25 protein-coding genes are annotated in these 24,656 nt (G+C 46.9%); 16 read left to right on the forward strand and 9 right to left on the reverse strand.

Annotated elements, in window-relative coordinates; translation table 11 throughout:
* The 8 genes from QUA74_RS07930 to QUA74_RS07965 all read left to right on the forward strand — a co-directional run.
* The coding region (locus tag QUA74_RS07930) for a calcium-binding protein (RefSeq protein ID WP_333326768.1) at positions 1–1,163 on the forward strand (1,163 nt) is incomplete at its 5' end.
* 514 nt (positions 1,164–1,677) lie between these two features.
* A complete protein-coding gene (locus QUA74_RS07935; protein WP_333326770.1) occupies positions 1,678–2,685 on the forward strand; it encodes a threo-3-hydroxy-L-aspartate ammonia-lyase in 1,008 nt (335 codons plus the stop codon).
* Entirely contained in the window at positions 2,666–2,932 is a 267-nt protein-coding gene (locus QUA74_RS07940) for a hypothetical protein (protein ID WP_333326772.1), read from the forward strand. Before QUA74_RS07935 ends, QUA74_RS07940 begins: the two co-directional genes overlap by 20 nt.
* A gap of 254 nt (positions 2,933–3,186) precedes the next feature.
* Complete coding sequence (locus tag QUA74_RS07945; RefSeq protein ID WP_333326774.1) at positions 3,187–3,570, forward strand: hypothetical protein; 384 nt, start codon at positions 3,187–3,189, stop codon at positions 3,568–3,570.
* Positions 3,571–3,716: 146 nt separating this feature from the next.
* Complete coding sequence (locus QUA74_RS07950; protein WP_333326776.1) at positions 3,717–3,998, forward strand: hypothetical protein; 282 nt, start codon at positions 3,717–3,719, stop codon at positions 3,996–3,998.
* On the forward strand, positions 3,995–4,504 hold the full coding sequence (locus tag QUA74_RS07955; RefSeq protein ID WP_333326778.1) for a PIN domain-containing protein: 510 nt from the start codon (positions 3,995–3,997) through the stop codon (positions 4,502–4,504). Before QUA74_RS07950 ends, QUA74_RS07955 begins: the two co-directional genes overlap by 4 nt.
* Positions 4,505–4,797: 293 nt before the next feature.
* Positions 4,798–5,103, forward strand: a complete 306-nt coding sequence (locus tag QUA74_RS07960; RefSeq protein WP_333326781.1) for a small RNA NsiR4-regulated ssr1528 family protein — start codon at positions 4,798–4,800, stop codon at positions 5,101–5,103.
* A gap of 81 nt (positions 5,104–5,184) precedes the next feature.
* A complete protein-coding gene (locus QUA74_RS07965; RefSeq protein ID WP_333326783.1) occupies positions 5,185–5,415 on the forward strand; it encodes a hypothetical protein in 231 nt (76 codons plus the stop codon).
* Positions 5,416–5,779: 364 nt separating this feature from the next.
* On the opposite strand, the gene QUA74_RS07970 is transcribed toward QUA74_RS07965, so the two are convergent.
* From QUA74_RS07970 to deoC, 6 genes are all read right to left on the reverse strand, one after another.
* Positions 5,780–6,697, reverse strand: coding sequence for an NAD(P)H-dependent glycerol-3-phosphate dehydrogenase (locus QUA74_RS07970; protein WP_333326785.1), 918 nt, complete (start codon positions 6,695–6,697; stop codon positions 5,780–5,782).
* Positions 6,698–6,808: 111 nt separating this feature from the next.
* A complete protein-coding gene (locus QUA74_RS07975; protein ID WP_333326787.1) occupies positions 6,809–7,237 on the reverse strand; it encodes an NUDIX hydrolase in 429 nt (142 codons plus the stop codon).
* Between the two features lie 90 nt (positions 7,238–7,327).
* Positions 7,328–8,554, reverse strand: coding sequence for a glycosyltransferase family 4 protein (locus tag QUA74_RS07980; protein WP_333326789.1), 1,227 nt, complete (start codon positions 8,552–8,554; stop codon positions 7,328–7,330).
* A 26-nt stretch (positions 8,555–8,580) separates the two neighbouring features.
* Positions 8,581–10,152, reverse strand: coding sequence for an MFS transporter (locus QUA74_RS07985; RefSeq protein WP_333326791.1), 1,572 nt, complete (start codon positions 10,150–10,152; stop codon positions 8,581–8,583).
* 231 nt (positions 10,153–10,383) lie between these two features.
* The gene (gene recO, locus QUA74_RS07990; RefSeq protein WP_333326793.1) at positions 10,384–11,259 is read right to left on the reverse strand and encodes a DNA repair protein RecO; all 876 of its coding nucleotides are present in this window, start codon (positions 11,257–11,259) and stop codon (positions 10,384–10,386) included.
* 252 nt (positions 11,260–11,511) lie between these two features.
* A complete protein-coding gene (gene deoC / locus QUA74_RS07995; RefSeq protein WP_333326795.1) occupies positions 11,512–12,192 on the reverse strand; it encodes a deoxyribose-phosphate aldolase in 681 nt (226 codons plus the stop codon).
* Positions 12,193–12,581: 389 nt separating this feature from the next.
* Between deoC and QUA74_RS08000 the strand changes: the two genes are divergently transcribed.
* Entirely contained in the window at positions 12,582–12,944 is a 363-nt protein-coding gene (locus QUA74_RS08000; protein WP_333326797.1) for a hypothetical protein, read from the forward strand.
* A 354-nt stretch (positions 12,945–13,298) separates the two neighbouring features.
* A complete protein-coding gene (locus QUA74_RS08005) occupies positions 13,299–14,321 on the forward strand; it encodes a tetratricopeptide repeat protein (protein ID WP_333326799.1) in 1,023 nt (340 codons plus the stop codon).
* A gap of 89 nt (positions 14,322–14,410) precedes the next feature.
* Here the strand turns inward: QUA74_RS08005 and QUA74_RS08010 are convergent, their stop codons facing one another.
* The 3 genes from QUA74_RS08010 to QUA74_RS08020 all read right to left on the reverse strand — a co-directional run bounded on the left by QUA74_RS08010 (position 14,411) and on the right by QUA74_RS08020 (position 17,302).
* A complete protein-coding gene (locus tag QUA74_RS08010; protein ID WP_333326801.1) occupies positions 14,411–15,157 on the reverse strand; it encodes a hypothetical protein in 747 nt (248 codons plus the stop codon).
* Between the two features lie 574 nt (positions 15,158–15,731).
* The gene (locus QUA74_RS08015; protein WP_333326803.1) at positions 15,732–16,454 is read right to left on the reverse strand and encodes a pyridoxine 5'-phosphate synthase; all 723 of its coding nucleotides are present in this window, start codon (positions 16,452–16,454) and stop codon (positions 15,732–15,734) included.
* Between the two features lie 62 nt (positions 16,455–16,516).
* Positions 16,517–17,302 carry a nucleotidyltransferase domain-containing protein gene (locus QUA74_RS08020; protein ID WP_333326805.1) on the reverse strand — a complete coding sequence of 262 codons (786 nt, stop codon included), beginning with the start codon at positions 17,300–17,302 and terminating at the stop codon, positions 16,517–16,519.
* Positions 17,303–17,400: 98 nt separating this feature from the next.
* Between QUA74_RS08020 and QUA74_RS08025 the strand changes: the two genes are divergently transcribed.
* The 6 genes from QUA74_RS08025 (at position 17,401) to QUA74_RS08050 (ending at position 24,455) form a co-directional block, all read left to right on the forward strand.
* Positions 17,401–17,541 carry a hypothetical protein gene (locus QUA74_RS08025; RefSeq protein ID WP_333326808.1) on the forward strand — a complete coding sequence of 47 codons (141 nt, stop codon included), beginning with the start codon at positions 17,401–17,403 and terminating at the stop codon, positions 17,539–17,541.
* Between the two features lie 32 nt (positions 17,542–17,573).
* Positions 17,574–18,434: a Tab2/Atab2 family RNA-binding protein gene (locus tag QUA74_RS08030; RefSeq protein ID WP_333326809.1), complete on the forward strand. Its 861-nt coding sequence runs from the start codon at positions 17,574–17,576 to the stop codon at positions 18,432–18,434.
* A gap of 161 nt (positions 18,435–18,595) precedes the next feature.
* A complete protein-coding gene (locus tag QUA74_RS08035; RefSeq protein ID WP_333326847.1) occupies positions 18,596–19,891 on the forward strand; it encodes a TldD/PmbA family protein in 1,296 nt (431 codons plus the stop codon).
* Between the two features lie 190 nt (positions 19,892–20,081).
* Complete coding sequence (locus QUA74_RS08040; RefSeq protein ID WP_333326811.1) at positions 20,082–21,038, forward strand: GDSL-type esterase/lipase family protein; 957 nt, start codon at positions 20,082–20,084, stop codon at positions 21,036–21,038.
* 14 nt (positions 21,039–21,052) lie between these two features.
* On the forward strand, positions 21,053–21,493 hold the full coding sequence (locus tag QUA74_RS08045) for a hypothetical protein (protein ID WP_333326813.1): 441 nt from the start codon (positions 21,053–21,055) through the stop codon (positions 21,491–21,493).
* A gap of 148 nt (positions 21,494–21,641) precedes the next feature.
* Positions 21,642–24,455, forward strand: a complete 2,814-nt coding sequence (locus QUA74_RS08050; RefSeq protein ID WP_333326814.1) for a chloride channel protein — start codon at positions 21,642–21,644, stop codon at positions 24,453–24,455.
* Positions 24,456–24,656 lie beyond the last annotated feature (201 nt).

Genomic DNA, 24,656 nt, shown 5'->3' on the forward strand with positions numbered 1-24,656 from the left:
CTGACATCTTCAGCGGCGGTTCTGGTGCAGATGTTCTGACAGGCGGTGCTGGTGCGGATCTGTTTGTTTACAAAGCAGCAGGCGAAGGCGGCGATACAATTACCGACTTTACTGTTGGGGTAGACAAATTCCAGTTTGTCAGCGGCGCTTTCGGCAATTTGACGACGACTAACTTTGACGCTGTAAGTGGTTCAAATCCGGACATTACTGGTAAAGAGTTAGTGATTTTCACAGGCGGCAGTTATGCCTCTTTGGAAGATGCACAAGCTAAGGCCCTGGGCAATTCTACAACTGCTGGTTTCTTCGCATTTACGAATGCCTCGAACGAGACTGTGTTGTATTTTGACTCGAACGGTACCGAAGCGGCTGGTTCTACCTTGATTGCGAATCTGGGTACGGCTGCTAGCAATCTGGGAACGGCGGACTTTGTATTCACAGGTACGATCGCACCTTCTGCCAATGGTACTACTACCAACTCAGGCAGCGTTGTGGATTTAATCACTAATCCCGGTACTTTCCCGACAAGCGGAGTTAACAACTTCGGTTCTGGTGTTGGCGGTTACAACTTCAGCACTCCTGTCTTGTTTACCGGAGGTGCGGCTTCTAACAACGTCACGGGCACTGAGTTTGCTGACATCTTGAATGGCGGTTCTGGTGCCGACATTTTCGACGGCGGTTTGGGTAACGACAGCATTTCCGGCGACGATGGCAATGACAGCCTCTTCGGCGGTGGCGGTAGCGATACTCTCAACGGCGGCATCGGTAATGACACTTTAATCGGTGGTTTGGGAACCAATGTTCTCAACGGCGGTGCTGGTGCGGATGTGTTTGTGTTCACCGGAACTACTGCTGACGGCGGGGATGTAATTACCAATTACAGCACTGCTGAGGATCAAATTAACCTCGACAGCACTGGTTTTGCAGCCTTTACAACCGGATCTGGGCCTTTGGGTTCGAGTTTCTACGCTTACAGCAGCACAGTGTCTGATGTAACCGTGTTTGAAGCAACTTTAACCGGGCCGTCCATCATGGCTATCTACGACGGTTTGTCTACTAAACTGTATTACGATAGCAACGGTTCTACGGTTGGTGGTAACAGTTTGTTTGCCACTGTCGATGTCAATTTGGGACCGACCGGTAATTCTGAATTGTTCTTGTTCTAAACGGCAAGAATCCTAATCGAGATATCGGTGGTACGGTTAGGGACACGGCAAGCCGTGTTCCTACAATAAACAGGTAAGGACACAGCATGGCTGTGTCCTTTTTTTTGGTAATTGTTAAACAATTTAGCCGCTCTTTTTTGGGTAGGGAAATGGCATTGCCGTGTCCTCTTTTGCGTTGTTGTCGAGGGTTGGGGTCGATCGCACTCGCGAGGGCAATTTTACCATCCAATCCGGTATTTTACCCGTTACCCAAAATCAAGACACGGCACGGCGCCCTTTCTCTACAATTAATCGGGCGATGGTTAAATTTGTATTCATTAATCCCTCTCCTGTGCAAGTACAAACGCCCTTTTACTTTTTGATAGTAAATTGTCATAACTTTGATTTTAGTCAACAGCTTTTTTAACAATTAAGCGCAACAGCTAATGATAAAAATTTATAGTTTAATGGTAGGAATGAAGCGGGGAATGCCCAGCCTACAAATAGAGTCCTCCATCGCCCAAATCTAAAATCTATGAGTGCCGACTTCTGTGCCCAAAATCCCTTGTCAGTCAGTTTCACCGATGTGGAGGCGGCGGCAAAGCGCTTGGAGGGCAAAGCTTTCAAGACGCCGGTGCTGACTTCGGAAACTTTCAACAAACGCACAAATTCTCAGGTATTTTTCAAGTGCGAGAACTTTCAGCGCACGGGTTCGTTTAAATTTCGCGGTGCTTGCAATGCTTTGATGCAGCTATCTGAAGCCGAAAAACAGCGGGTAGTGCTGACTTTTTCTTCGGGAAATCACGGGCAGGCGATCGCCCTTGCCGGACTGTTGCTACAAATTCCTGCTACTGTTGTCATGCCGACAGATGCGCCAAAAGTCAAGCAAGAGGCGACTCGCGGCTACGGTGCGGACATTATTTTGTACGATCGCACTCAAGTTGCGCGGGAAGAGCTCACCGCCAGAATTGCCGAGGAGCGACACTTGACAATTATTCCTCCTTATGATGATGCGCGGGTGATTGCGGGACAAGGTACGGCGGCGCTGGAATTAATCGCAGAAGTTGGAGAGTTGGATTTGCTGCTGGTTTGCTGCGGGGGCGGGGGTTTGCTGTCGGGATGCGCGATCGCAGCAAAAACTTTGTCTCCGCAGTGTAAAGTAATAGGAGTAGAACCCGAGCAAGCAGACGATGCGGCGCGATCATTCCGCACGAAAACGCTGCACACGGTGACTAACCCGGATACGATTGCTGATGGTGCGCGCACGCCATCTTTGGGGAAATTAACCTTTCCTTTGGTGCTCCATTATGTGGACGATATGGCAACAGTTTCAGAAGAGGCAATTCGCAGCACAATGTTTTTTATGTGGGAACGCATGAAGATAGTTGTTGAACCGACGGGAGTGTTAGCGGCGGCGGCTTTGTTGTCAGGTGTTGTGCAGGCAGAAAATGCGAGGATTGGCGTAATTGTTAGCGGCGGAAATGTAGATTTTCATCATTTACCCAACACCAAAGGATCGTTAGATGCTGCCATTAATCTTTGATACCTGCGTGCCCAGAGAGGAAATTTTATCGGGAGACTTGTCTCTAGATTTATTTGCAGCAAAATTGCGGCTGGTAGTCGAAGGAACTGCACCTCAAGTTTATCAAGATGCCAATAAATTCTTTGCCAATACCTTCGCAACTGATGGCATTAAAACCCTAATCCGGGAAGTTTTCAGCCGCTTGATATCGAAAACCGCACGAATTGCTAATATTGCCGAAGTGATTATGGCTATGAGTAATGAATAGGCACTTTATTGGTTTGGTAAAATTGCCAAGAGCAATGGTTCAAATGCTTTGAAAGCTTTATGAATTTTATGGGGAGATTGAAGTTATGAAAGTAGCTGATTTGACGTATCTACTTGTTCCCAGGCTCTGCCTGGGAACGCATATCAGGAGGCTCTGCCTCCAACTTTTCCCAGGCAAAAACAAAGCGGAGCCTCGCTTACATCGGTTCCCAGGCCGAGCCTTGGAACAGTTAATTTTATTAGGAGGTTAATCTGATGAAAGTAGCTGATTTGTCAAACGAAACTTTAGCGAAGATTAAAACAGTGCGGTGGGATCGGATTATTGAGAAGCATGAAGGGCCGGAGACATGGGAGTCTGAGTTGAGATACGGCGAACCAGAATTTATCGAAATTGAGAGGCGGTGGGTGTTATTGCCCGTTGAAGCATCTCGTCACCAAAATATCACGATTTTGCGGACAATTTGGAGCGCGGATGGCAACTCGCTGACTCTGTTTCTTAAGGATACAACTTTTGACGATGATATGTTTGTATCTGGATATATGGCTGTATGCGATCGACCAAAAGGAGAAGAGTTTTTCTTGGCAGTATTGTACCACGAATGGTTTATCATTGAAAAAGCAGAGGTATTTGAAGGTTGAGCTAAGAATTTTTGGATAATACCACGCGCCCTGCTTTTAACTGGTTCCAAGGCAGAGCCTGAAAATGCCTAAAGTCTCTGATTCTGGATCTGCTGTACCAGGCACAGTTGGATAACAAGTAAATTTATTGAAGAGGTGAATTGATTATGGTTGATGTAAGAAGTGCAGTAGGTGCTGCTCAACAATATTTTATTTCTCTGCAAGATATGATAGGTTTTGGTACCGAAGATTTGAGGCTGGAAGAAGCAGAACTTTCAGAGGATAAAAAACACTGGTTTATTACATTGGGGTTTATCCGACCAGTGGATAAAACAATCAATCCAGTTGCGGATTTGCTCGCAATTCGCAATTATGAACGAGAGTATAAAGTATTTAAAATAGATGCCACAACTGGGGAAGTGCAGTCTATGAAAATTCGCGAAGTATGAAAGATATTGTTCGTTCTTTATTTCAGAAATACAAACAAAAAGGAATTTTAATTGATACAAATATCCTTTTGCTATGGTTTGTTGGTACGGTTAACCGAGAGCGAATTTCAAAATTTAATCGCACCGAAAAATTTGTGCCTGAAGATTACGATCTTTTGCAGCAAATTTTGTCTTATTTTAACAAAATAGTTACAACTCCAAACATCCTGACAGAAGTTAACAGTCTGGCGAATCAGCTTGGAGAACCCGAACGTTCTCAATGTTTGTCTGTATTTGCTGAAGGAGTGACCAGATTAAATGAATCCTATCTGGAAAGTACGGAGGTTGTTAGGACAGACAGTTTTACTAAATTTGGCTTAACGGATTGCGGAATAGCCACTCTTGCAAAAAATAAGTATCTCGTACTGACTGATGACTTCAAATTAGCTAATTACCTTCAAAAAATTGAAATTGATACGATTAATTTCAATAATATTCGCCCCTCTGGATGGAAGTTAAAAAAGTGACTGTATCAAAAAACGCCCCAAACTATTCATCGAGAAAATCATGCCCGTAAATCTGCTAGACGAAAATGCTTCACTGCAATTGATGAGTTTTGGGAATCCGTTGTTTGAATAAATGCTCAAGGATCTCGCCCTTGTACCAAACAGTCCTTAATCGAACACTGTGGGGCGGACTGTTTAGCTTGTTTCACGAGTTTACGTTGTTTTGAGCTGTGCTAGAGTTTGGTGCTCAACTTTGGCACTTTTAGGACTAAACTACTTTTTATGACGATCGTCCTTTTTATTTAATTTGCACAATGTCTGAAGAAACAAACTCAGCGGCTCAATCTACAACTGGTGCAGATGCGATCGATGTTGCGATCGCCTCTGGAATCGACTTTGACGGTACTCCGATTCCGCAGGCCAAATTAGACCTCTACCAGCAAGTAATGGGATTAGAAGCCGGCAGACAGCGCAGTGGCGTGTCAAATACAATGCGATCGCGCATTGTCCGTATCGGTGTCAAACATCTGCCTCAAAACGAGCTCGATAAAATGCTAGTTGCTGCTGACTTCGCACCACTGAAAGATAAAGAAGTTGCGTTTTATTACGGTGGAAAGTAGAAATTTCTACCCTTCTAGACAGATGAATAGTCATCCCCGGATCGGTCAAAATTGGGACAAATCCTAGCAGATGGTGAGTTTATGAGCACTAACGGAAATAGCGTCATCAGCAACCTCGAGTATGATTTGTTAACAGTTTTGCAAAACAAGTCTGAAGCTTTGAAAGCCTACGATACTTACATGAAAGATGCTCAAAAAACCGGTTCTCAGCCTTGTGCTGAACTGTTTCAAAAATTGCAGCAAGCTGACATGGAGCACGCGCAGGAAATTCGGCAGCACCTTCAACAGGTAATGCAGCATGGCAAGATGTAAAGCTGGTGCAACTCGCTCTGCAAGTTATGAGTTATGAGTTATGAGTTAAGTAGCAGCTAAGAGTTAAAGAGTTTTGGATTCACAACTCATCTTCAATTCCTTAAACTCTCTGTCTACCAAGGGTTCAAAATATCAATCTGACCGCTCAACCAATGTCGCTTAGAACTCTTAATTCATAACTAGCAACTCGTGAACCCACTTCTTGAAACTTCAGCTACCGGTAGGGACTTAGGCTTTGCTTAAGTCCCTACCCCTGTAGTGGTAGAGGTTATATAGCAACCGCCAAGACGGTTAGGACGTTGTTAATGGCTGAAACGATGGATTTTATTGCTTCTTCCTTCTTCCTTCTTCCTTCTTCCTTCTGCTATAAAATCTCCGGTTTCAAAGCTCGTTCCATCAGCGATAAAACAGCTTGTTCAGGAGTAATTTCACCATTTAATAAGCGATAAACTTGACGAGAAACAGGCACTTCAATTCCGCGTTGATTAGCCAAATCAATCAACACATTAGTAGTATTGACTCCCTCAGCAGTGCTCTGCAATTCGTGCAAAATTTGCTCTAAAGATTTGCCTTCAGCCAATCCGAAACCAACCCGATAATTGCGCGATAAAGGACTGTTGCAAGTAGCAAGCAAATCTCCTAAACCAGACAAACCATAAAAAGTTTCTGCGCGAGCTCCCAAACGAACTCCCACCCGAATCATTTCCGGCAAAGCCCGAGTCAGCAAAGCAGATTTAGCATTAGTTCCTAATTGTAAACCGTCGCAAACTCCAGCGGCGATCGCAAACACATTTTTCAAAGTTCCACCTAACTCAGTTCCCAGCGGGTCTTCATTCACATAAACCCGAAAAATATCGGAACTGTAAATATTTTGCACTTGCTTGGCCGCCGCTAAATCCAAACTCGCCGCAACCGTAGCGGCCGGCAATCCCTGCTGAATTTCCTCAGAAAGATTAGGGCCGGAAAGTACGACTATTGAATTGTTAGGAAACGCATTTTGCCAAATTTGAGATGGAGTGCGCGTACTGGCGGGGTCTAAACCTTTCGTGACAGTAACTATAATTGTACTGGGACTTAACTCTAACGCAAGCAGTCGATCGACCGTTGCTCCAACACCTTTCATCGAAACTGCCGAAACAATAACATCCGCACCTGTTATAACTGATTCTAGATTAACAGAACTGCTGCGCGACCACAAATTAACTCGATCGCCTTTTTTGTCTCCCAGATTTGCCAGTGCCGAACCCCAAGCACCTCCGCCTAATATTGTCAAGCTTGGCATAGAATTTAGTTTGATGAATTTAACCGCAGATTAACACAGATAAATCACAGATAAATCATAGAAATCAATCTGTGTTAATCCGCGTACATCTGTGGTTAAAAAATCCTCACCCTACAAACGCGGCCGCAATCCATAATGACGGTAACGCCAATAATCTCGTAAAATGCGATCGTGATCGAAACACAATTCACGAGGAATCTGCCAAGATTCAAAAAATTGTAAATTTTTAGCATCGTCCGCGGCTTGAGGTTCGCCCGTTGCAGAAGCCAAGAATACAATACTAATAGTGTGTTGGCGGGCGTCGCGGTTTGGGTCAGAATAAACGTAAAATTGCTCGATTAATTCTACATTCAAACTTGTTTCTTCTAAAGCTTCGCGTTTTGCCGCCGTTTCTACCGCTTCCCCGTAATCGACAAAACCGCCGGGAAGTGCCCAGCCGTAGGGAATATTGCGGCGTTCGATGAGTATGATCGGCCGATGGGGGCGATCGGCTAATTCGATGATAATATCAACTGTAGGAGCAGGATTTCGGTAAGTCATTTGCGAAGGAAGAAGGAAGGCACGACACGAATTTTGACACGGATACACGGATTAATTTCAACTGGTTCGGAGTTCCTTCTTCCTGCTGAATTATGCTAAACCGCGAATTAGTACGCGCTGCCTTTGCAAAACCTCTGCATAAAGCTTTTCCAACTCAGTAATATTCTGACTGAGAGTGTATCGCTCCATCGCCCGTTGGCGTGCTTTTTGACCAAGCAGCATTCCCAACTCAGGATGGTCGCAAAACAGCGGCAGCAAGGTTTGCAACTGACTCCGTACCCGCTGAGTATTCAAAACTATCCCCGCGCCTTCCTCCAAGGCCTCGCCGTCAGCACCGGCATCGGTTGCCAAACAAGCTAAACCGCAGGCCATCGCTTCCAGCAGCGACAGCGACAATCCCTCCACCAAAGAAGGCAAAATAAATACGTCTGCACCCCGCAGAATTTCGATCCGGCGTTCCTCCTCGGCAACAAATCCGAGCCACACAATGCCATCCTCTTCACCGTAAAACAGTTGCAGCGAGGCTGCTAGGGGCCCGTCGCCTACGATCGCCAATACGTTCCCAGGGCCAAAATTGCACTGTTTCCAGGCCTTTAGCAAAGCCTCGACATTTTTTTCCGGGGCAATGCGGCCTTGGTAAACAAAAATTCGATCGGCTTTTAATTCCGACTTCAACCCCGAAGGCCCGGGCGAATATTTAACAGCATCCACGCCGTTGGGAATCACTGCCACCCGTTCTTCCGGCACTCCCAACTTGACCAATATATCCCGCTGAATCTGAGAAAAAACGATCGTCGAGTCGTAGTTAGCCAAAAACGGAGCGTACAGTTGATACATCAGGTGTTGGGTTCCTGATGTCAAATTCCGCAATTTGCGATCGAACGGCGGGTGAAAAGTCGCCACCAGAGGCAAATTCAATTCTTGACAAATTTCCGGCAGCAGAAAGTCCAGAGGCGAAAGCGTCAGGGAAGCGTGAACCACATCGGGTTTCAGCCGCCGCAGAGATTTCATCAGCACTGTGCGGGACTTGAGAGTCGGAATCGTATAAATTTGCGATTTGTAGTGACAGGGTAAAGAGACTTCGTTGCAACTCGCGGGCGAGAGCGAATTGGTATATGAGGTTTGAGCAATTCCCTTTCCCCATGAACCAGTTGCCATACTCCACGCCGTATTGTTCCTATCCAGTGGGCCCGCTTCTTGGGCAAAGTGCAGGAAACTGACCTGGTATCCCCGGTCTAATAGTGCGTTGGTGACTTCCCTGGAGTAAGTGACGTTACCGCAAAAAGGTGATTTTTTTCCTAGCCAAGCGATGTGCATTCGAGTAAATCAGAGTTTGTTATTTTTTAGATTCGATCGACTTTGCTATTAGTGCTACGGGAAATATACCAGGTTAAGACACCGCCAGCGATCGCTAATCCTGCTAAAGCCAAAAATACTGTCGGCAAACCCAGAAAAGTTTCTGCTACCCCGGCCAAAGCCAACGGTAAACTCAAAGCGATATTAGTGGCATTGTTTTGCAGCCCGAAGACTTTTCCCCGCATTTCTTCTGGGGTTTCTGCTTGAATTGTAGTCTGCATCGGCACTCCTACCAATGAGGCAAATAAACCCAATAGGGTAATGAACAGCACCGAGAGCCACAAATGGTGGGTAAATGCAGAAAGGCCCATCAAAGCAAGTGCCATGCCGATCGATCCGATTAAACTCAGTTGGGAGTGAGAAAATTTGTGGCCGAGATAGCCGACTGTCGCCGCCCCACCAGCCATTCCGACGCCCACCGCAGCCAGCAAAAAGCCAAATTGCGACGCTTTCATACCGGGGAGGATTTCTGCCAGCCGCACCGCTAGAACTGCCAAGGCTGCAAAAATGGAAAAGAGAATAATTAGTTGAATTAAAGCATTGCGGACTTTCGGTTGATCGTTGATGTAACGCAGGCCGTCTTGCAAATCTGCTAGGGGGTGTGGCGGTTCGTGTTCGGCATCGTTTTTTTCGCCTGTTTTCATCGACAGCAACAGCACTCCGGCGAAGGCGTAACTTCCGCCTACTACTAATTCTTTGCCGATGCCGAGTCCGCCGCCGATGTTGGAAAATAGGGTGTCGGCTAAAGCTAGTAAGGGTTCTCCGACTGCAAAGCCAATAATCACCGAACCCATCATGGTTGTGGTGTAGAGGGAGTTTGCTGATAGCAGGTGGCGGCGTTCCACAATTAGGGGAATCACTGACTGTTCTGCTGGGGCGAAAAATTGAGTTAGAGTCGAAACGAGGAATGTCACTAGCAACAGCAAGCAGAATCCGAGCGGCAGTTGACCAAGTTCCCACCCGTCAGAGAGCCACAGCAGCACCGGCAATGTTAAAACGAAGGCTCCCCGCAGCAGGTTTGTGGCGACCAGCACTGCTTTTTTCGACCACCTATCGACATACACGCCTGCGGCGGCCCCGAACAGCACTGCGGGAATGGTAAAGGCGATCATGATTGCTGATACCCACCTGCTGATGGTTTGATCTGGCGCTTGAAAGCGGCTGGCTACGAGGGCGATCGTCAGTACGAGATAAACTTTATCTGCTAGTTGGGAGAAAACTTGCCCACTCCACAATGCTAGAAAATTTCGGTTTTTGAGCACTGGCAGAAATCCTGTTTCTTTTTCGGGAATTTCGGCTACTGCTTCGGAGAGTTCTGGTGCTGGCTCTGCTGTGGGCAGCGGGGGGATTGCTTCGGGTTGTTGGCTTTTGCCGTTGCTTGACTCTGTTTCTGGATTTGTGGGGTATTTATCCATTTCTGGGTGTTGGACGTTGCTCCATTGTCGATCGGCCAAGATGGGCTCGGAGCGAAAATCGGGAAAATTTTCTCGTTCTTCCATCTTGTGGTGGGTCACAGCTAAAACAGATATTCTCAAATCAGAATCGGACAGTCGCATCATAGGATTTGGGGTGGATGGCCTGGGATCGTCGAAGTTGGGGGAATGGGAATTTGAAATTGAGGTGTTAACCCCTAAGTTTATTAATAATCTCGTAACTTTATCTATATCTATTATCTGATGTCGCAACAACCTTGAGAATTTACTTGAAATTGCCGGCAGGTTCGGGTATCCCCCCGGCTGGGGGTGCGATGTACGATCGCCCCTTCACCTATTTAAATCCACACTCAAAATTTAAAACTCAAAATTCTCTAAGTAGGTGTCGATCGAGCTTCCCGACCGAATCGTGCAACCTAAATGATACTGGGCATATTGTCGCAAAATATTTTCTACTGATACCCAAGTTGTTCGATCGGCAATCCCCTCTCCTAGTTCTGGACTAGCCAACTGTTGCAGCGCTGCTAATTCCTTAGCATTAATCTCGAAATTTGTCAAGTGTTTGCTGCTATTCGTTTGGCGGGAACGGGAGGCGGATTTGTACAAGCTACCGGTTTCTGAAGAGAGTTCTGCCTCTAGCTTAGCTAGCTCGGGCAAGCTGAAGCTTCCCCCAGAGGGTATACTAAACCCGGTTTGCCAGTTCGGATCGGTGAAATTTGGGATGAGTGGCCCTCTGGTGGCGCAGCAAACTTGGACTTGGGGCGCGAGGCCTGCTAAGGCTAGCAGGTGAAAAATGCCGTGGCTGAGGTGGGCGACAAGCACGGCGGCGGATTGGATTTCTGTGCGATCGGACAAACGCTCCAAACGGCTCAAATGTTCGCCCAGCAACCAAAAGAGTTCTTCTTGGGGCTCATCGGAAAGGGCACTGGCGATCGCCAATTCGGCCAGATATTGCGCGGCTGCGAGTTTCCCTAGGTTACGGCTCAAACCCGGATGGGATTGTACCGTGTCGGCTTGGGTAATTTTGTCGAGCGATCGACCTTTGGCAATTAGCAATTCGTTGACAACAAATAATTCGCTTCTACCGCCAATAGTCGATCGCTGTTTCCGAACACCCGGTGCTACGGCTCGAATTAAGCCAAATTCCCGCGTTAAAACTGTCAGCAGTCGATCGGATTCGCCGATGGGCGCACTCTTTAGATTGATTCCAGTTGCTTTGTAAGTTCGAGTCACTCGATTTTAGATTTTAGATTTACTACATTACTTCGGACAGTTTCATTTTCCTCGTTGGTCGATCGACCTGGAACAGTCATTCTACTGTTGGCAATCAAAAACTGTCCAAAGTATTGTTACTAGACAGTAGCAAAAACAGTCCAGCAGGCAGAACTTTTAGTTGTAGGGTGCGTAAAGGCGCACCAATTCCCAATTAGCCATTACCAATTAGCCATTGCTAATAACTAATAACTAATGACTAATGACTAATGACTAATGACTTTTATCTAAATTATCTCGCTGGCGGAGTAATTCAGGGCCGCGGGAAGTCCCCAAACGAGTAGCACCAGCTACTACCAAATCTAGAGCTTGTTCATGAGTACGAATTCCTCCGGCCGCTTTAATCCCAATCCGTCCCTTCGTAACTTCCTTCAGCAGTCGCACATCGTCAACTTTCGCCGGGCCAAAAAAGCCAGTGTTGGTTTTGATGTAAGCCACACCAGCTTCCATGCAAATCTCAGCCGCTAATTGTTTTTCGGCATCGGAAAGGAGAGAACTTTCGATAATTGCTTTGATGGTGAGATTAGTTTCTTCGCAAATTTGGGCTAATTCCCGGTGGAATTCGTCGATTCTTCCAGCTTTCAACAATCCTAAGTTAACGGAGACATCTAACTCTACGGCTCCATTATCTGCAGCTTCTAGAGCTTCGTAAACTTTCACCGTTGAAGTCGAAGCACCGGTGGGAAAACCTATAACTGTACAGACTTTGGGACGTTTGCCGTGCAGCAGCTCAACTGCTTGTCTGACGTAGGCGGGATACACGCAAACTGTGACAAAGCCAAATCTCTCTGCTTGTTGGCAACAGTTTTCTACTTGCTCTGGCGTAGCGGTGGGGTCGATCAGGCCGTAGTCGATCAAGGGGGCAATATCGATGTCTGCCTGGTTTGCAGCCATTGTTTTTTTATCTCTGAGGTAACTACTTCCTTATTATGTAGCGCATTTACCAATCTTCGACCGAAAGCAGCCCGGGTACAACCCCTCTGAATTCATCCGTGAGATCGCTTTCTCCAATTCTCCAATCGATTGACTTTACTCCGACCCCGACTGAGTACAAATACTCGATGTGCTGGTAAAAACTCTGGTGGGAATTGGTTGACCAATTAATTACAAAAAAATAATAATTTTGTATCTGTCTTTAGATACATTTTGGCTCTTTCTTTAGGTATACTTTGTTAAAAAGAGTTGCGGTAGAGCCTGCGTCAGCTACGCTATGGCAGAGCCTGGTAGCGTCTACTGTTTTTACTCTTAGTAGTGCTTTAAAAACATAAAAGCCAGTGCCAAGCATGAATCATTTAGAACTCGAACAAGAAATTGGGAAAATGGCTATAGCGATGATGAGTCGCAATAGTTTAATTGGTAAAGATTTGATTGCGGATCTCAGAGGGCGGCTGTCTGTTGACAGTTTAGCTGCTTTGATGATTGTCAGTATGGAGCGTTTGATTTGGTCTGACTGCGAGTCCGTGATCTGGAGTTTGAGTTATTTGATTCCTGCTGACGTGATGGAAGAAATTCGCCGCATTACTGCGCTGGTTGTTTGCAAGCGATTGATGGGCAAGGGTTTTGTGCTGGGGAAAGATTTTAGTATTGATGGAACCGGCCAGTTGATGTTGAGTGAGAATGCTAAAACAGCGGTTGTGGTTGCTTGAATTGGGCAAGTAGAAGTTGGATCTATTAGCACTATGAGATTTGCAGTTGGACTTTGGGCGCTCTAGCACTCTTGGTGTGACTGCAAACCTAATTCGGGATGCGGTGGTAAGAGTTGCGTGATTCACGGAGAGTTAAGATTCGCAGCAGCTCTAAAAAACGATGAGTGCGGTTAGCTAAAAGAGCTTTTTACGAGAGGAAAATAGTTAGTTTCGACCGCAAATTGTTGAGATTGTTATTGGGAGTGTGTACGGGCGATCGCCCTGTATCAAATTTTTCAGATTTTTAGTGGAATTACAGTTTTAATCCAGGTATGGTTTCATGTAGAATCATCCCTAAGATAGATACAAAATATTATGAACTTAATTCAAAACTTGGAAGCGGCTTGGTATTACCATCTGGGTTCGCGCCACCTCGAAGCTAACGATGATCATGGTGCTCTGGCGAACTTTAACAGAGCTGTGAAGTTGCAATCAGATCATTATAAGGCTTGGTTCGGCCGAGGTATGGCTCTGGGGAAATTAGAACGGCACTTAGAGGCGCTGAAGAGTTTTGATGAGGCCTTGGCGGTGGAGCCGAATGCGAGCTTTGGCTGGCACAACCGGGCTATTGCTTTAGGAAAGTTGGGTCAGTGGTTGGAGGCTCTCAACAGTTTTGACCGGGCTCTGGAGTTCAGTCCGTGCGCGGCGAGTATTTGGCACAACCGGGGACTGACGCTGATCGATATGGGGCTGTACGAGAAGGCGGTTCGGAGTTTTGATCGATCTTTAAATTTGCACCCGGAGGCTGCTTGGGCGTGGTACAACCGAGGTAATGCCTTGTTGGAACTCAAGCTTTACTATCAGGCGCTCAACAGTTTTGAGCGGGCGATCGAGTTTAATCCTGACGACGCCAAGGCTTGGTACAATCGCGGTCTAGCTGCCAACTCTATGGGACTTTACAAACAAGCAGTGGCTAGTTTTAGCCGATCGATCGCTCTACAACCGGGCAGAGCCGAAGCTGTGGGCGAACGGAGAGTAGCTTTGGAGAAATTAGTAGGTTTAAATCAGAGAAATGGCAAGTTTACTCCCACATCTGAGCGTCCCTTTGAAGATTATTTAATTTGGTACAACCGGGGTGTGGAATTGGCGCGAAAAGGCTGCTACTCTGAGGCGATTGCTTGCTACGAAACAGTTTTAGAAATAAATCCTGATTTTGCTAATGCTTTTTACAATAAAGCTTGCTGTTATGCTCTACTGGGGTTTGCTGATTTGGCCCTTGACAATTTGCAGCGGGCTGTTGAGTTTATCCCTAATTTATACCGAGAGCTAGCTTTAGCTGACTCTGATTTAAGCTGCATTTGGAAACAAGAACGTTTTGAAGCGCTGATCCAAGGTTGATTTTACGCAAAAAACAGCTCGCCCAATTGGGGAGCTGTTTTTTTGGCGGGTGCAAATTCGATCGCCCGACAGTATTTGTGCAATCTTTGCTATTGCACAGAAACTCGGATTGAGGGGTTAACCGGCCTCTTGGCAACTACGATCACCCGGTAGGTGCCGGACTCGGGGAGTTGAGCAAAAGTTTGACCTTCGCCTTGATCGAGAAGTTGTCCCGACGGAGATTCGATCGCCAGATCTAGATTTTTGTTGCTAGCTGTCACCCTCATTGTCTGTCCCTGCTTGCCTTGAAGCGTGATGGGCTGGATTTGGTAGCCGGACATTTTGAGTTTGACTGTGGCTTGTTTTTCCTTGAATGCTATGGGAATTGCGCGATCGGGCCTATAAGTCCACTTAGCGTTAAAGTCGCGTCCGATCACGAAGCTGGTGGTTTCACCTTTCGGGGTAACTCGCACGCGGTAGATGCCTGACTCTGGCAACTGGCCAATCCACTGATTGTCTGCTTTTTCAATAACCCCCATATTTTCACCATTGGGACTGTACAGTTCGGCTGTCAGTTGTCCCGCCCACAGGGAGAGAGTGAGTTCTCGCCCTTTGATGCCTTCAAAAATATAGGTGGTGGGTTGGTTGATGGTTTCTCGGATTTCCGAGGTTGACATTCGCTTGATCGGTTCGAGGTTGGGAACCGATTCAGAGGTAACGGGTTTGTTAAGGGTTTGTGTAATTTCCGAGGCAGCCATCAGCTCGCTCGGTGCAATTTTGGGGGCTACTGGGCTGGCAAATACTGATTTTGCCGTCATCATGAGTAGCATTCCAGTCAGTAAAATTAGTTTTTTCATGTCGCACTTCCGAGGGGGGTAAGGAATTGTATATGGTTACTTGTGTTTGCCTGTTTTCACCGGATTAAATCGGGCGATCGCACAGAGGCTACAGCAGCATAGAGGATACACGTAAATATCCCGTACTTGCACAAAACCTGATGGTAGCAGATTGGCAGTGCGGGAGCTAAGTAGTAGGCTCTGTTTTTCGGGACATTTCAATGATACTACCTACGCATAATATCATCAGAGAATATTAGTAATTGGGTCGAGGAAAATTAAAGCTGTTTCCCAGGATCTTGTTAAAAAAATGCCCACACCCAAAAAACGCGGTGTTTTGGATTCTGGCTCTGCCTTACTACTAGAAAACTGCTAGCACCCCACGGGGTTACAGCCCCTCGTATTGCTTCGTTTTTGGCGATCGCCTAATTATGTAGGGCGCTGCAAACCGCACCTTACCATATTTGTAGCACGTCCAACCCTGGTTTTCCTAAGTTTTGATCCTGTATTTTTATCGGGCAGATTTAGTCAGACTCTCTGATACAAACGAGTTTATCACTGCCAAATCTGCCTTGCCAGACGAGGTTAATTTGTATTACGAACCTGCCAGAATTTTTAGGTAAGCTTCTACTGTTTTGGACAACCCCATTTCTAGCGCTTCTGCAATTAAAGCATGACCAATCGACACTTCTAGTATATCAGGAATCGAGCAAAATTTTGCTAAGTTTTGCAAATTTAAATCATGGCCGGCATTCACCCCTAAACCTGCTGATTGAGCGGCTTGAGCTGCTAAAACATATTGTTGAAAAACAAATTCTACTCTACCTTCGCGAAAAGCAGTTGCGTAGGGTTCCGTGTACAATTCTACTCTGTCTGCTCCAACTTCTTTTGCTAGCGGCATGAGAGCCGCATCTGCGTCCATAAACAAGCTGACTCTGATGCCGTTGTCTTTTAATTTTTCAATGATTGGTAAGAGCCGATCGCGATTTTCGGGAATATTCCAACCGCTATCCGATGTTAGCACGTCGGGAGCGTCCGGCACCAAGGTGCACTGAGCCGGTTTTACGTCGCAAACTATATCCATAAAGGGCGGCTGAAACGGATTTCCTTCGATGTTAAACTCGACGGTTAGCATTTTGGCTAATTCGTAAACATCGGCAGCTTTGATGTGCCTTTCGTCGGGGCGGGGATGGACGGTAACGCCGTGAGCTCCGGCGGCAATTACTGTTTTTGCGGCTTCGGTAACGCTGGGGATGCCGATGTTTCGAGAGTTTCTGAGGAGGGCGATTCTGTTGATGTTGACGCTGAGTTTTGTCACGGGATGTTACTCTTTAAGGTTGATGCTACTATATTAATCGCTTTCGGTACGAAACCTTGAGCCTATTGCGGTAGTGTTAGGGCATTCTCCGAGTAAAAATTAGCTTCTGCAAGCGGTAAGCTCTCGGCAAACAAAGCCTCCGCTATTGGCTGTTTTACTGCCAAATCTTCAAGATTTGCGATGCAGAAAAGCGGTGCGACGCGCTCGACTATTGCAGGGGGAAAATCTCGGCTGAAATATTTTAGTTGAAAGTCGTATCTGTGGGGACGGTAAATCATGCCCAGCAGTTCGATTAAGGGTAGAAGCGTCCAATTGTGATAGTTGCCGAGCGCATCTACTAAATGTCCGCGATAAATCTCTTTTTTTACCAGAGGTTGCAGCAAATCGAAACGGATTTTAATTTCGTTGAATCTCGACTGCATTGTAGATAAATGTTTGCTTCGATCCAAAGGAGGCGGTACAATTAGATTAACTTTGTCAAAGGCGATTGGCACTTTCCCGTGTCTCTCTATTTCCAGGAAATCGTTGCGACTGCTGCGCCGAAAAACGGCGAAATCAATTAGCAAGAATGGCGGGGTTTCTTTCAGCCGCCAGAAGCACTGCGATTGACCGTGCCAAGCGGGTTCGGCAACTCGATATTTTAGTTCGATTTCGCCAATTTCTGCGAGGGCTTTTTCAACAATCTCAAATGTTTCTTCCACGCAGTTATCTTCAACCACAACGGCAATATCGAGGTCTGACCACTCGTCGGTGTATCCGTGGGCTGCTGAACCTCCTTGCCACAAACCGAGAACAAAATCTAAAGGTTGTAAGGTAGAAACAATCTTTTCGAGAATGATTTGTCTCATGGAATCAAGCTACACTGTTTGTTTTCCCTGGCTTGCACAAGTTTAACAAACGATCGCGTGTTGAGATTGCTCCGCGACAGTTCTCCGAGGAGTTGCTAATGCGTGCGGTTGTCTACTGCTGCCAAAAATTACACGGCAAGCAGCAGGGGAGAGAGGCAATCTTTGGGATAGTGCGATCGCCCGCGATTGAAAATCAGCCTTATATTGTCAGAATCAGAAACTTGCCCGCTGTCCGGTAACATGAGAAAGGATTAATTTTTAACAGCGCGGCATGGCTACTACTTGGGAACTCGACTTTTACAGCCGTCCAATCCTAGACGAGCGAGAGAAAAAAAAATGGGAAGTGTTGATCTGTGAAAGCCCGCTGAAGGTAGGCGACAAAGCCGAATCTCTGTTTCGCTACTCGCAATTCTGCTCCAGTTCTACCGTGAATTCCCTGTGGCTAGCGGGTGCAATTAAAGAGGCGATCGCCGCAGCACCGAAACGGCCCGAAAAAATTCGCTTTTTCCGCCGCCAAATGGCGAACATGATTACCAAAGCCTGCGAGGACTTGGACATTCCCGCCGCCTGCAGCCGCCGCACCCTCGCCCTCAGCCTGTGGCTGGAAGAACGGATGCAAGACGTTTATCCAGGCGAACCGGGCTATCAACCGGTTGTGAACCCGAGCGTTCAATTTGTACCCGAAACGCCTGTGGCACTGCCGGAGGCTTTAATCGGCGAAAAATGGGCTTTTGTGAGTTTGCCGATCGCAGCTTTTGACGAAATGTCCGAGTGGGATATCGGATTTGGCGAAGCTTTCGGACTACCGATGACACGCCTCGCCCCTGAAACGCAAATTCCGGGACTAATTATCTACTCGTCGAGAGCAACAGCCCTGGCAGGTTGGATGTCAGGGTTGGAGTTGGCTTTTCTGAAATTTGAGAGCGGCCCACCAGCTAGGCTGGTATTAGATACGGGAGCTAATGATCGCTGGATTTTAGCTAATCTCAGAGACGCAGCAACTGAGAGAGAAGCGAAAGGATTTGAAGCCGCGAAAAAACAAGCAAAACAAGTACATTTCTTAGCAATTCAGTCGAATCCCGAATCGGAATCTTTTGCGGGATTTTGGCTGCTGCACGAACTAAATATTTAGTCATTAGTCATGAGTCAGCAGTCATCAGTCAGCAGTTAATCTACAGTCATTTAGAAAGAGAGTTAACAGCTATATTGACTAATAACTAATGACTAATGACTAACGACTAACGACTAATGACTAAATATTTACCGATCGCCCATTACCAACCACCGAGAATAATGACCAATCACCAATCAGCAGAACAACTGTTAGAACTAGCCACCAAAGCAGGTGCAGAAGCTGCTGAGGTATTGGAATCGCAATCGCTCTCACGGCCGGTCTTTTTTGAAGCAAACCGCCTCAAACAGCTAGAAACCGCCCAAGCAGAAGGCATTGCACTGCGGCTGTGGCGGGATGGGCGGCCGGGTTTGGCGGTGGCCTACGGGCCTGTGGAACTACAAATTTTGGTGGACAGGGCGATCGCGCTTTCGCAACTTAACGAACCGGAAACCATTGAACTTGGCACCGGTGAGAAAGTTGTTTATCCCGATCGCGGAGTGTCGGTGCCGGCCGAACAGCTAGTAAACTGGGGAAAAGAGGGGATCGCGATCGTCCGCGAAGCCTATCCCGAAAGCCTCTGCACCGCCGAACTCGACTGCGAAATCGAGAGCACCCGCTTGCTGAACACCAGAGGCTTGGATTCGAGTCACACCGACACCACCCTCAGCGGTTACTTATCAGCAGAATTAGTGCGGGGCGAAGATTTCCTCAACATTTGGGAAGGCGAAACCCAACGCGGCACCCTCGACTTAAACACCAGCGCCAGGCGAGTTTTGCAACGTTTGGAATGGGCGAAAGACAATGTAGCCCCCGCCACGGGCCGCGTGCCGGTGCTGTTTACAGCCAAAGCCGCCGATTTGCTGTGGGGGACTGTCTGTGCGGCGTTGAACGGCAAACAGGTACTCGAAGGCGCTTCGCCTTGGAACGATCGATTAGGCCAACAAGTGACATCGCCGCTTGTCACCCTCTCGCAGCAGCCGGATATCGGGCCCTATAGCTGTCCCTTTGATGACGAAGGTACTCCCACTCGGGCGATCGTCTTTATCAACAATGGAGTGTTGCAGCTATTTTATACCGATCGCACCACCGGTCGAGCCTTGGGCAGCGGCACCACCGGCAACGGATTTCGGCCGGGTTTGGGCAGCTATCCCACGCCGAGTTTGTTCAATATTTTGATTAAACCAGGAGAGCGATCTTTAATTGATTTAATCGCTCAATTAGACGACGGAATTGTAGTCGATCAAATGCTCGGCGGCAGTGCCGGAATTTCCGGCGATTTTTCAATTAATGTCGATCTCGGCTACCGAGTCAAACAAGGTCAAATAGTCGGCAGAATCAAAGACACAATGGTAGCTGGCAACGTCTACAACGTCCTCAAACAATTAGTAGAATTGGGAGGAGACTCTGAGTGGAACGGTTCTTGCCACACACCGTCTCTAATTGTAGAGGGATTGTCTGTCATCGGCAAGAATTAAAGTCAGTTGGCAGTTGGCAGTTGGCAGTTGACAGTTGGCAGTTGACAGTTGTCAGTTGTTCGTAGTCATCAGTCAACAGTAATCAGTCAACAGTCAACAGTCAACAGTCAACAGTCAACAGTCAACAGTCAACAGTCAACAGTCAACAGTCAACAGTCAACAATTCCCAATTCCCAATTCCCCACATAATATGCGTATTTGTTTTATCGGCGATTCTTTTGTAAACGGTACTTGCGATCCCAAATGTCTCGGTTGGACAGGACGGATTTGCGCGGCTGCTTGCGGACAAGGACACGATATTACCTACTACAATTTAGGCATAAGGGGAGAAACCAGTGCCGATATAGAAACTCGCTGGTTCAGCGAAGTTTCTTGCCGCTTACCTCACTACAGCGACGGCAGAATCGTATTTTCCTTTGGCGTCAACGACACTTACCTAGAAAACGAAAAAATTCGCATAGAAGTTGAGAAATCAATTGAAAATGCCCGCTCTATTCTCACGTCAGCCCAAAATATATTTCCAGTATTAATGGTAGGGCCCCCGCCAGTTATCGATGCCGATCGCACAAGGCGGATTGCCAACTTATCCGAAGAGTTTGCCCAAGTTTGCAACGAGTTAAATGTGCCGTATTTAGATGTTTGCACCCCGCTGCAAAACTCGGAAATTTGGCATAAAGAACTTACCGAAAATGACGTTTCCCATCCCCGCGCCGCCGGTTACGCTGAATTGGCTAAAATAGTTCACAATTGGGACGGTTGGAAAGCGTGGTTTAAAAATATCAATATATCAGATCAAGAGACAGTAACGCTGTTCCGAGCCGTCGGCAAAAAAGAAATGGAACTGATTAAAGAAAGCGATTTTCTGGCATTTCCGCCACGCTTATCCTTTCAGCCTACTTTTTATCCCGTAGTTCACAAAGCCTATGCCATACAAATCGCGCGAGATTGGAATACAAGAGATGCAGCATCGGGATATTTCGGCTATGTCACTCGCTTTCGGGTTGCGGCAGAATTCTTAAAAAAATATCCAGTTCAAAATGTGGGCAGTTCGATTCACCAAGAATATTGGATTCCGGCAGAAGAATTGAGCGAATTTAATCAAAACATTGTGGGAAAAATTGAAATTTTTGCGGAATATCAACCCTAAACTAGGAGCGAACTATGCTAGAATTTAATCAATTTGAAATAGTGAGTTTTGACTGCTACGGCACTCTGATAGATTGGGAAAGGGGGATATTACCTGCCTTGAAACACTTGCTGTTAAATCGGCAAATTGATTTCAGTGATTTGTTTGCTGGTACAGCCCAACACTTAAAAGTTGAATTCGACTGGTTGATTACTGCGGAAAAAGTGCGATCGTACAAACCGTCAACTCGCAACTTTGAAATAGCTCTAGAAACAATGAGAATTTCTGCTGACAAACTCCTGCACGTTGCTCAGAGCATTTATCACGACACTGTACCAGCCGCATCCATGGCAATCTCAACGGTTTGGGTAAATCGTAGACACGACAAAACAGGATTTGGGGCGACACTGCCGGCCAGCGGCCAGCCAGACTTGGAAGTACCCGATTTGAAAACATTGGTGGAAATGATAGGGTAAACAACCGCAGAGTAACGCCGATTAGTAAAATTCATCTACGTTAATTTTGGTGCACCTCCGGTTAAAAATTAATTATATTTTGCCAAGTCGAATGATTTTTCGCTAAAGTGCGATCGATCAGACAATTCTCAGGTCATCTACGCTATTTATGCCGTACATAACTATCCCTAAACAATTTAGGGAACCTTCCAGGGTCATCAAATCTCAACTGTTTTTACGACCGAAACGCCTCGCTATTTTTGAAGCTTGTCTGATCGGCTTAGTGGCCGGACTGGCCGGTGTTTTGCTAAAGTCAGGAGTCGGATGGCTCGGCAGTTGGCGAGTTGCTACCTCGACATTAATCCCAGCTTGGATATTACTGCCCAGTGTCGGTTTATGCGGCGGGTTGCTGACAGGTTTCTTGGTTGAGCGTTTTGCTCCAGAAACTGCCGGCAGCGGCATTCCTCACGTCAAAGCTGCTCTCGGCGGAGTCAATCTTTCCTTAGATTTGCGAGTAGCCGTCGCCAAACTTCTGACGACTATTTTAGCAGTTGGTTCCGGTTTAACTTTAGGCAGGCAAGGCCCGACTGTGCAAATAGGAGCATCTTTAGCTGGCTGGATAGGTCACTTGATGCCCACTTCCCCAGATTACCGCCGACAATTGATTGCTTGCGGTGCTGCTGCTGGATTGGCTGCGGGTTTCAATGCTCCCATTGCAGGAGTTTTGTTTGTAGTTGAAGAACTGCTGCACGACGTTTCAGGATTGACTTTAGGGACTGCAATTATCGCTTCATTTATCGGTGCAGTTGTCTCGCAGCTTTTGGGGGGTGATAGTTTAAGTTTGAACCTTCGCGCGTACCAAACCAGTTTTGAGGCTCAGGAAATCCCATTTTACATACTATTAGGAGTTTTAGCGGGATTGCTGGGAGCTTGGTTCACCAAAGGGATTATGGCTAGCTTGCAATTTAACAGGCGATCGCTCAAATTAGCTTTGCCTGTGCGAATGGCTCTAGCTGGTCTAATCTGCGGTTCAGTAATAGCTTTTCTTCCAGCAACTTTCCGCGATAATACGGGTTTACGGGAGTTTATGCTGACCGGCGAAGCAAGCGGCATAACGAGTTTAATTGCTTTTATAGCTCACTTTTTTCTGACAATTATTTCCGCTGCTTCTGGAGCTCCGGGAGGATTGTTTTCCCCTGCCCTAGTTCTCGGTTCTGCACTTGGTCACATGGTGGGCATTGTGCAGGCAGATTTCCTGGGTGTCGGTTTGCCGGTAACTTACGCTTTGGCGGGAATGGGAGCGTTTTTTTGTGCGGTTTCTAGAGCGCCAATTACTGCGGTAGTAATTGTGTTTGAAATTACGGCGGATTTCAAATTAGTGCTGCCTTTGATGATCTGTTCTGTAGTTGCTTATTTGGTCGCGGAAAAGGTGGACAGTGGTTCTTTATACGATCGCCTTTTGGAGTTTAACGGCATTCAACTGACAAAGGCAAAAGCTGCGAGCAATACTTTGAGCGACTTGCACGCAGATGACGTGATGCAGTGCCGAGTTGAAACTCTTTCGAGTCTGCTGACTTTCGATGAAGTGATGCAGGCATTTTCGCGATCGCACCACCGAGGATTTCCAGTAGTTGAAGATGGCAAATTAGTCGGAATTGTCAGTCAAACCGATTTGGCAAATGCCAGCGAGCGCAATTTATCCGGCAACTCGCTGCTCAAAGAATTTATGACTGTACAGCCGATCGCAGTCAAAGCAAGGGATACTTTAAGCGAGGTATTGTACAGGCTCAACAACTACAATATCAGCCGCTTGCCAGTCGTAGAAGGCCGGCGTTTGGTGGGAATTATTACCCGCAGCGACATTATCCGAGTTGAATCCGATCGCCTCAGCGGAGAAACAACCCAGGGCCCGCATCCAGAACCTTCCTATGTTGTCTATCAAACCAAAGCTCCGCAAGTCGGAAACGGCCGCTTATTAGTGCCACTTTCCAATCCCCAAACAGCACCCGCTTTGCTGCGGCTGGCGGCTGCGATCGCGCGCGATCGCAATTACGAATTAGAATGCCTGCAAATCATCTTAGTACCGCGCAACAGTTCCCCTTCAGAAAGCACAGTGCGGACAACCAAAAGCCGCCGCCTTTTGCAACAAGCCGAACGAATTATTCGCAATTGGAACTTGCCGGTACACACCCAAATACGGGTAGCTCATGACGTGCCTAACGCGATTCTGGAGACAATTAAGGAGCGACATATCGATTTGATTTTGATGGGCTGGCAAGGCGAATTTTCCACAAAAGGACGCATTTTTGGCGATGTAGTTGATACCGTAATTCGGCAAGCAGGCTGCGAGGTGATTTTGGTTAAATGGAGCGAAAAACTATTAGCAACACGCAAGAAAAACGAGTTTTCTGCCACTTTTAGCGGGCGGAAATATGCGTCTATAGAATGGGAGTTAAATGCCGAAAAAGTTGACGGCGCAGATAATCCCACATTGGCGAGAGCCTCCGATTCATCAGCGACTCCTGAAACTGAATTTTCCCCGCCGAATTCAGACATTCCAGCCCCAGAATTGGGACTGCACACGCTGATGGGTTTGCAACGCTGGTTGGTGCCTATTCGTGGCGGTTACAAGCAGGCTGCGGCTTTGCGGCTACTACCTGCTTTGGTGGCTGCGAGTGCTGTACCGGAGATTAAATTGTGTCAGGTTCATCAGCCTTCTGTTGCAGAACCCGATCGCGGAGAATTAAAGCAAGCGGCGGAGTTTATCAAGCGCAGGGTTAGCTGTTCGATAATAGCGACTTCGGTTTGCGCTAAATCGGTTTCTGATGCTTTAATTGATTTGGCTCAGAACGATCAGTGCGATGCGATCGTCCTGGGAGCGAGCCGTGAAGGGCTGCTGAAGCAGGTGATTCACGGGAACATCCCGGAAGCTGTGGCGCGCGGGTGCGACTGTACAGTCATTTTAGTGCGATCGGCCTCTTAGCAAATTCATACCATTTTATTCTTCTTCCCAGGCTCTGCCTGGGAATACATAGCCGGAGGCTCTGTTTCCCATCACTAATACAGCGTATTCCAGGTTTATGAAGTTTATAGACAAAGACTTTCCCCGTGTCTCTGCTGGGGTCGAAGTATCGGTAGTATGTTTTATAAACTAATACGGTTCTGTTAAGGCTTAAATAGTAGA

It is taken from the genome of Microcoleus sp. LAD1_D3 (genome assembly GCF_036702135.1).
GTDB lineage: Bacteria > Cyanobacteriota > Cyanobacteriia > Cyanobacteriales > Microcoleaceae > Microcoleus.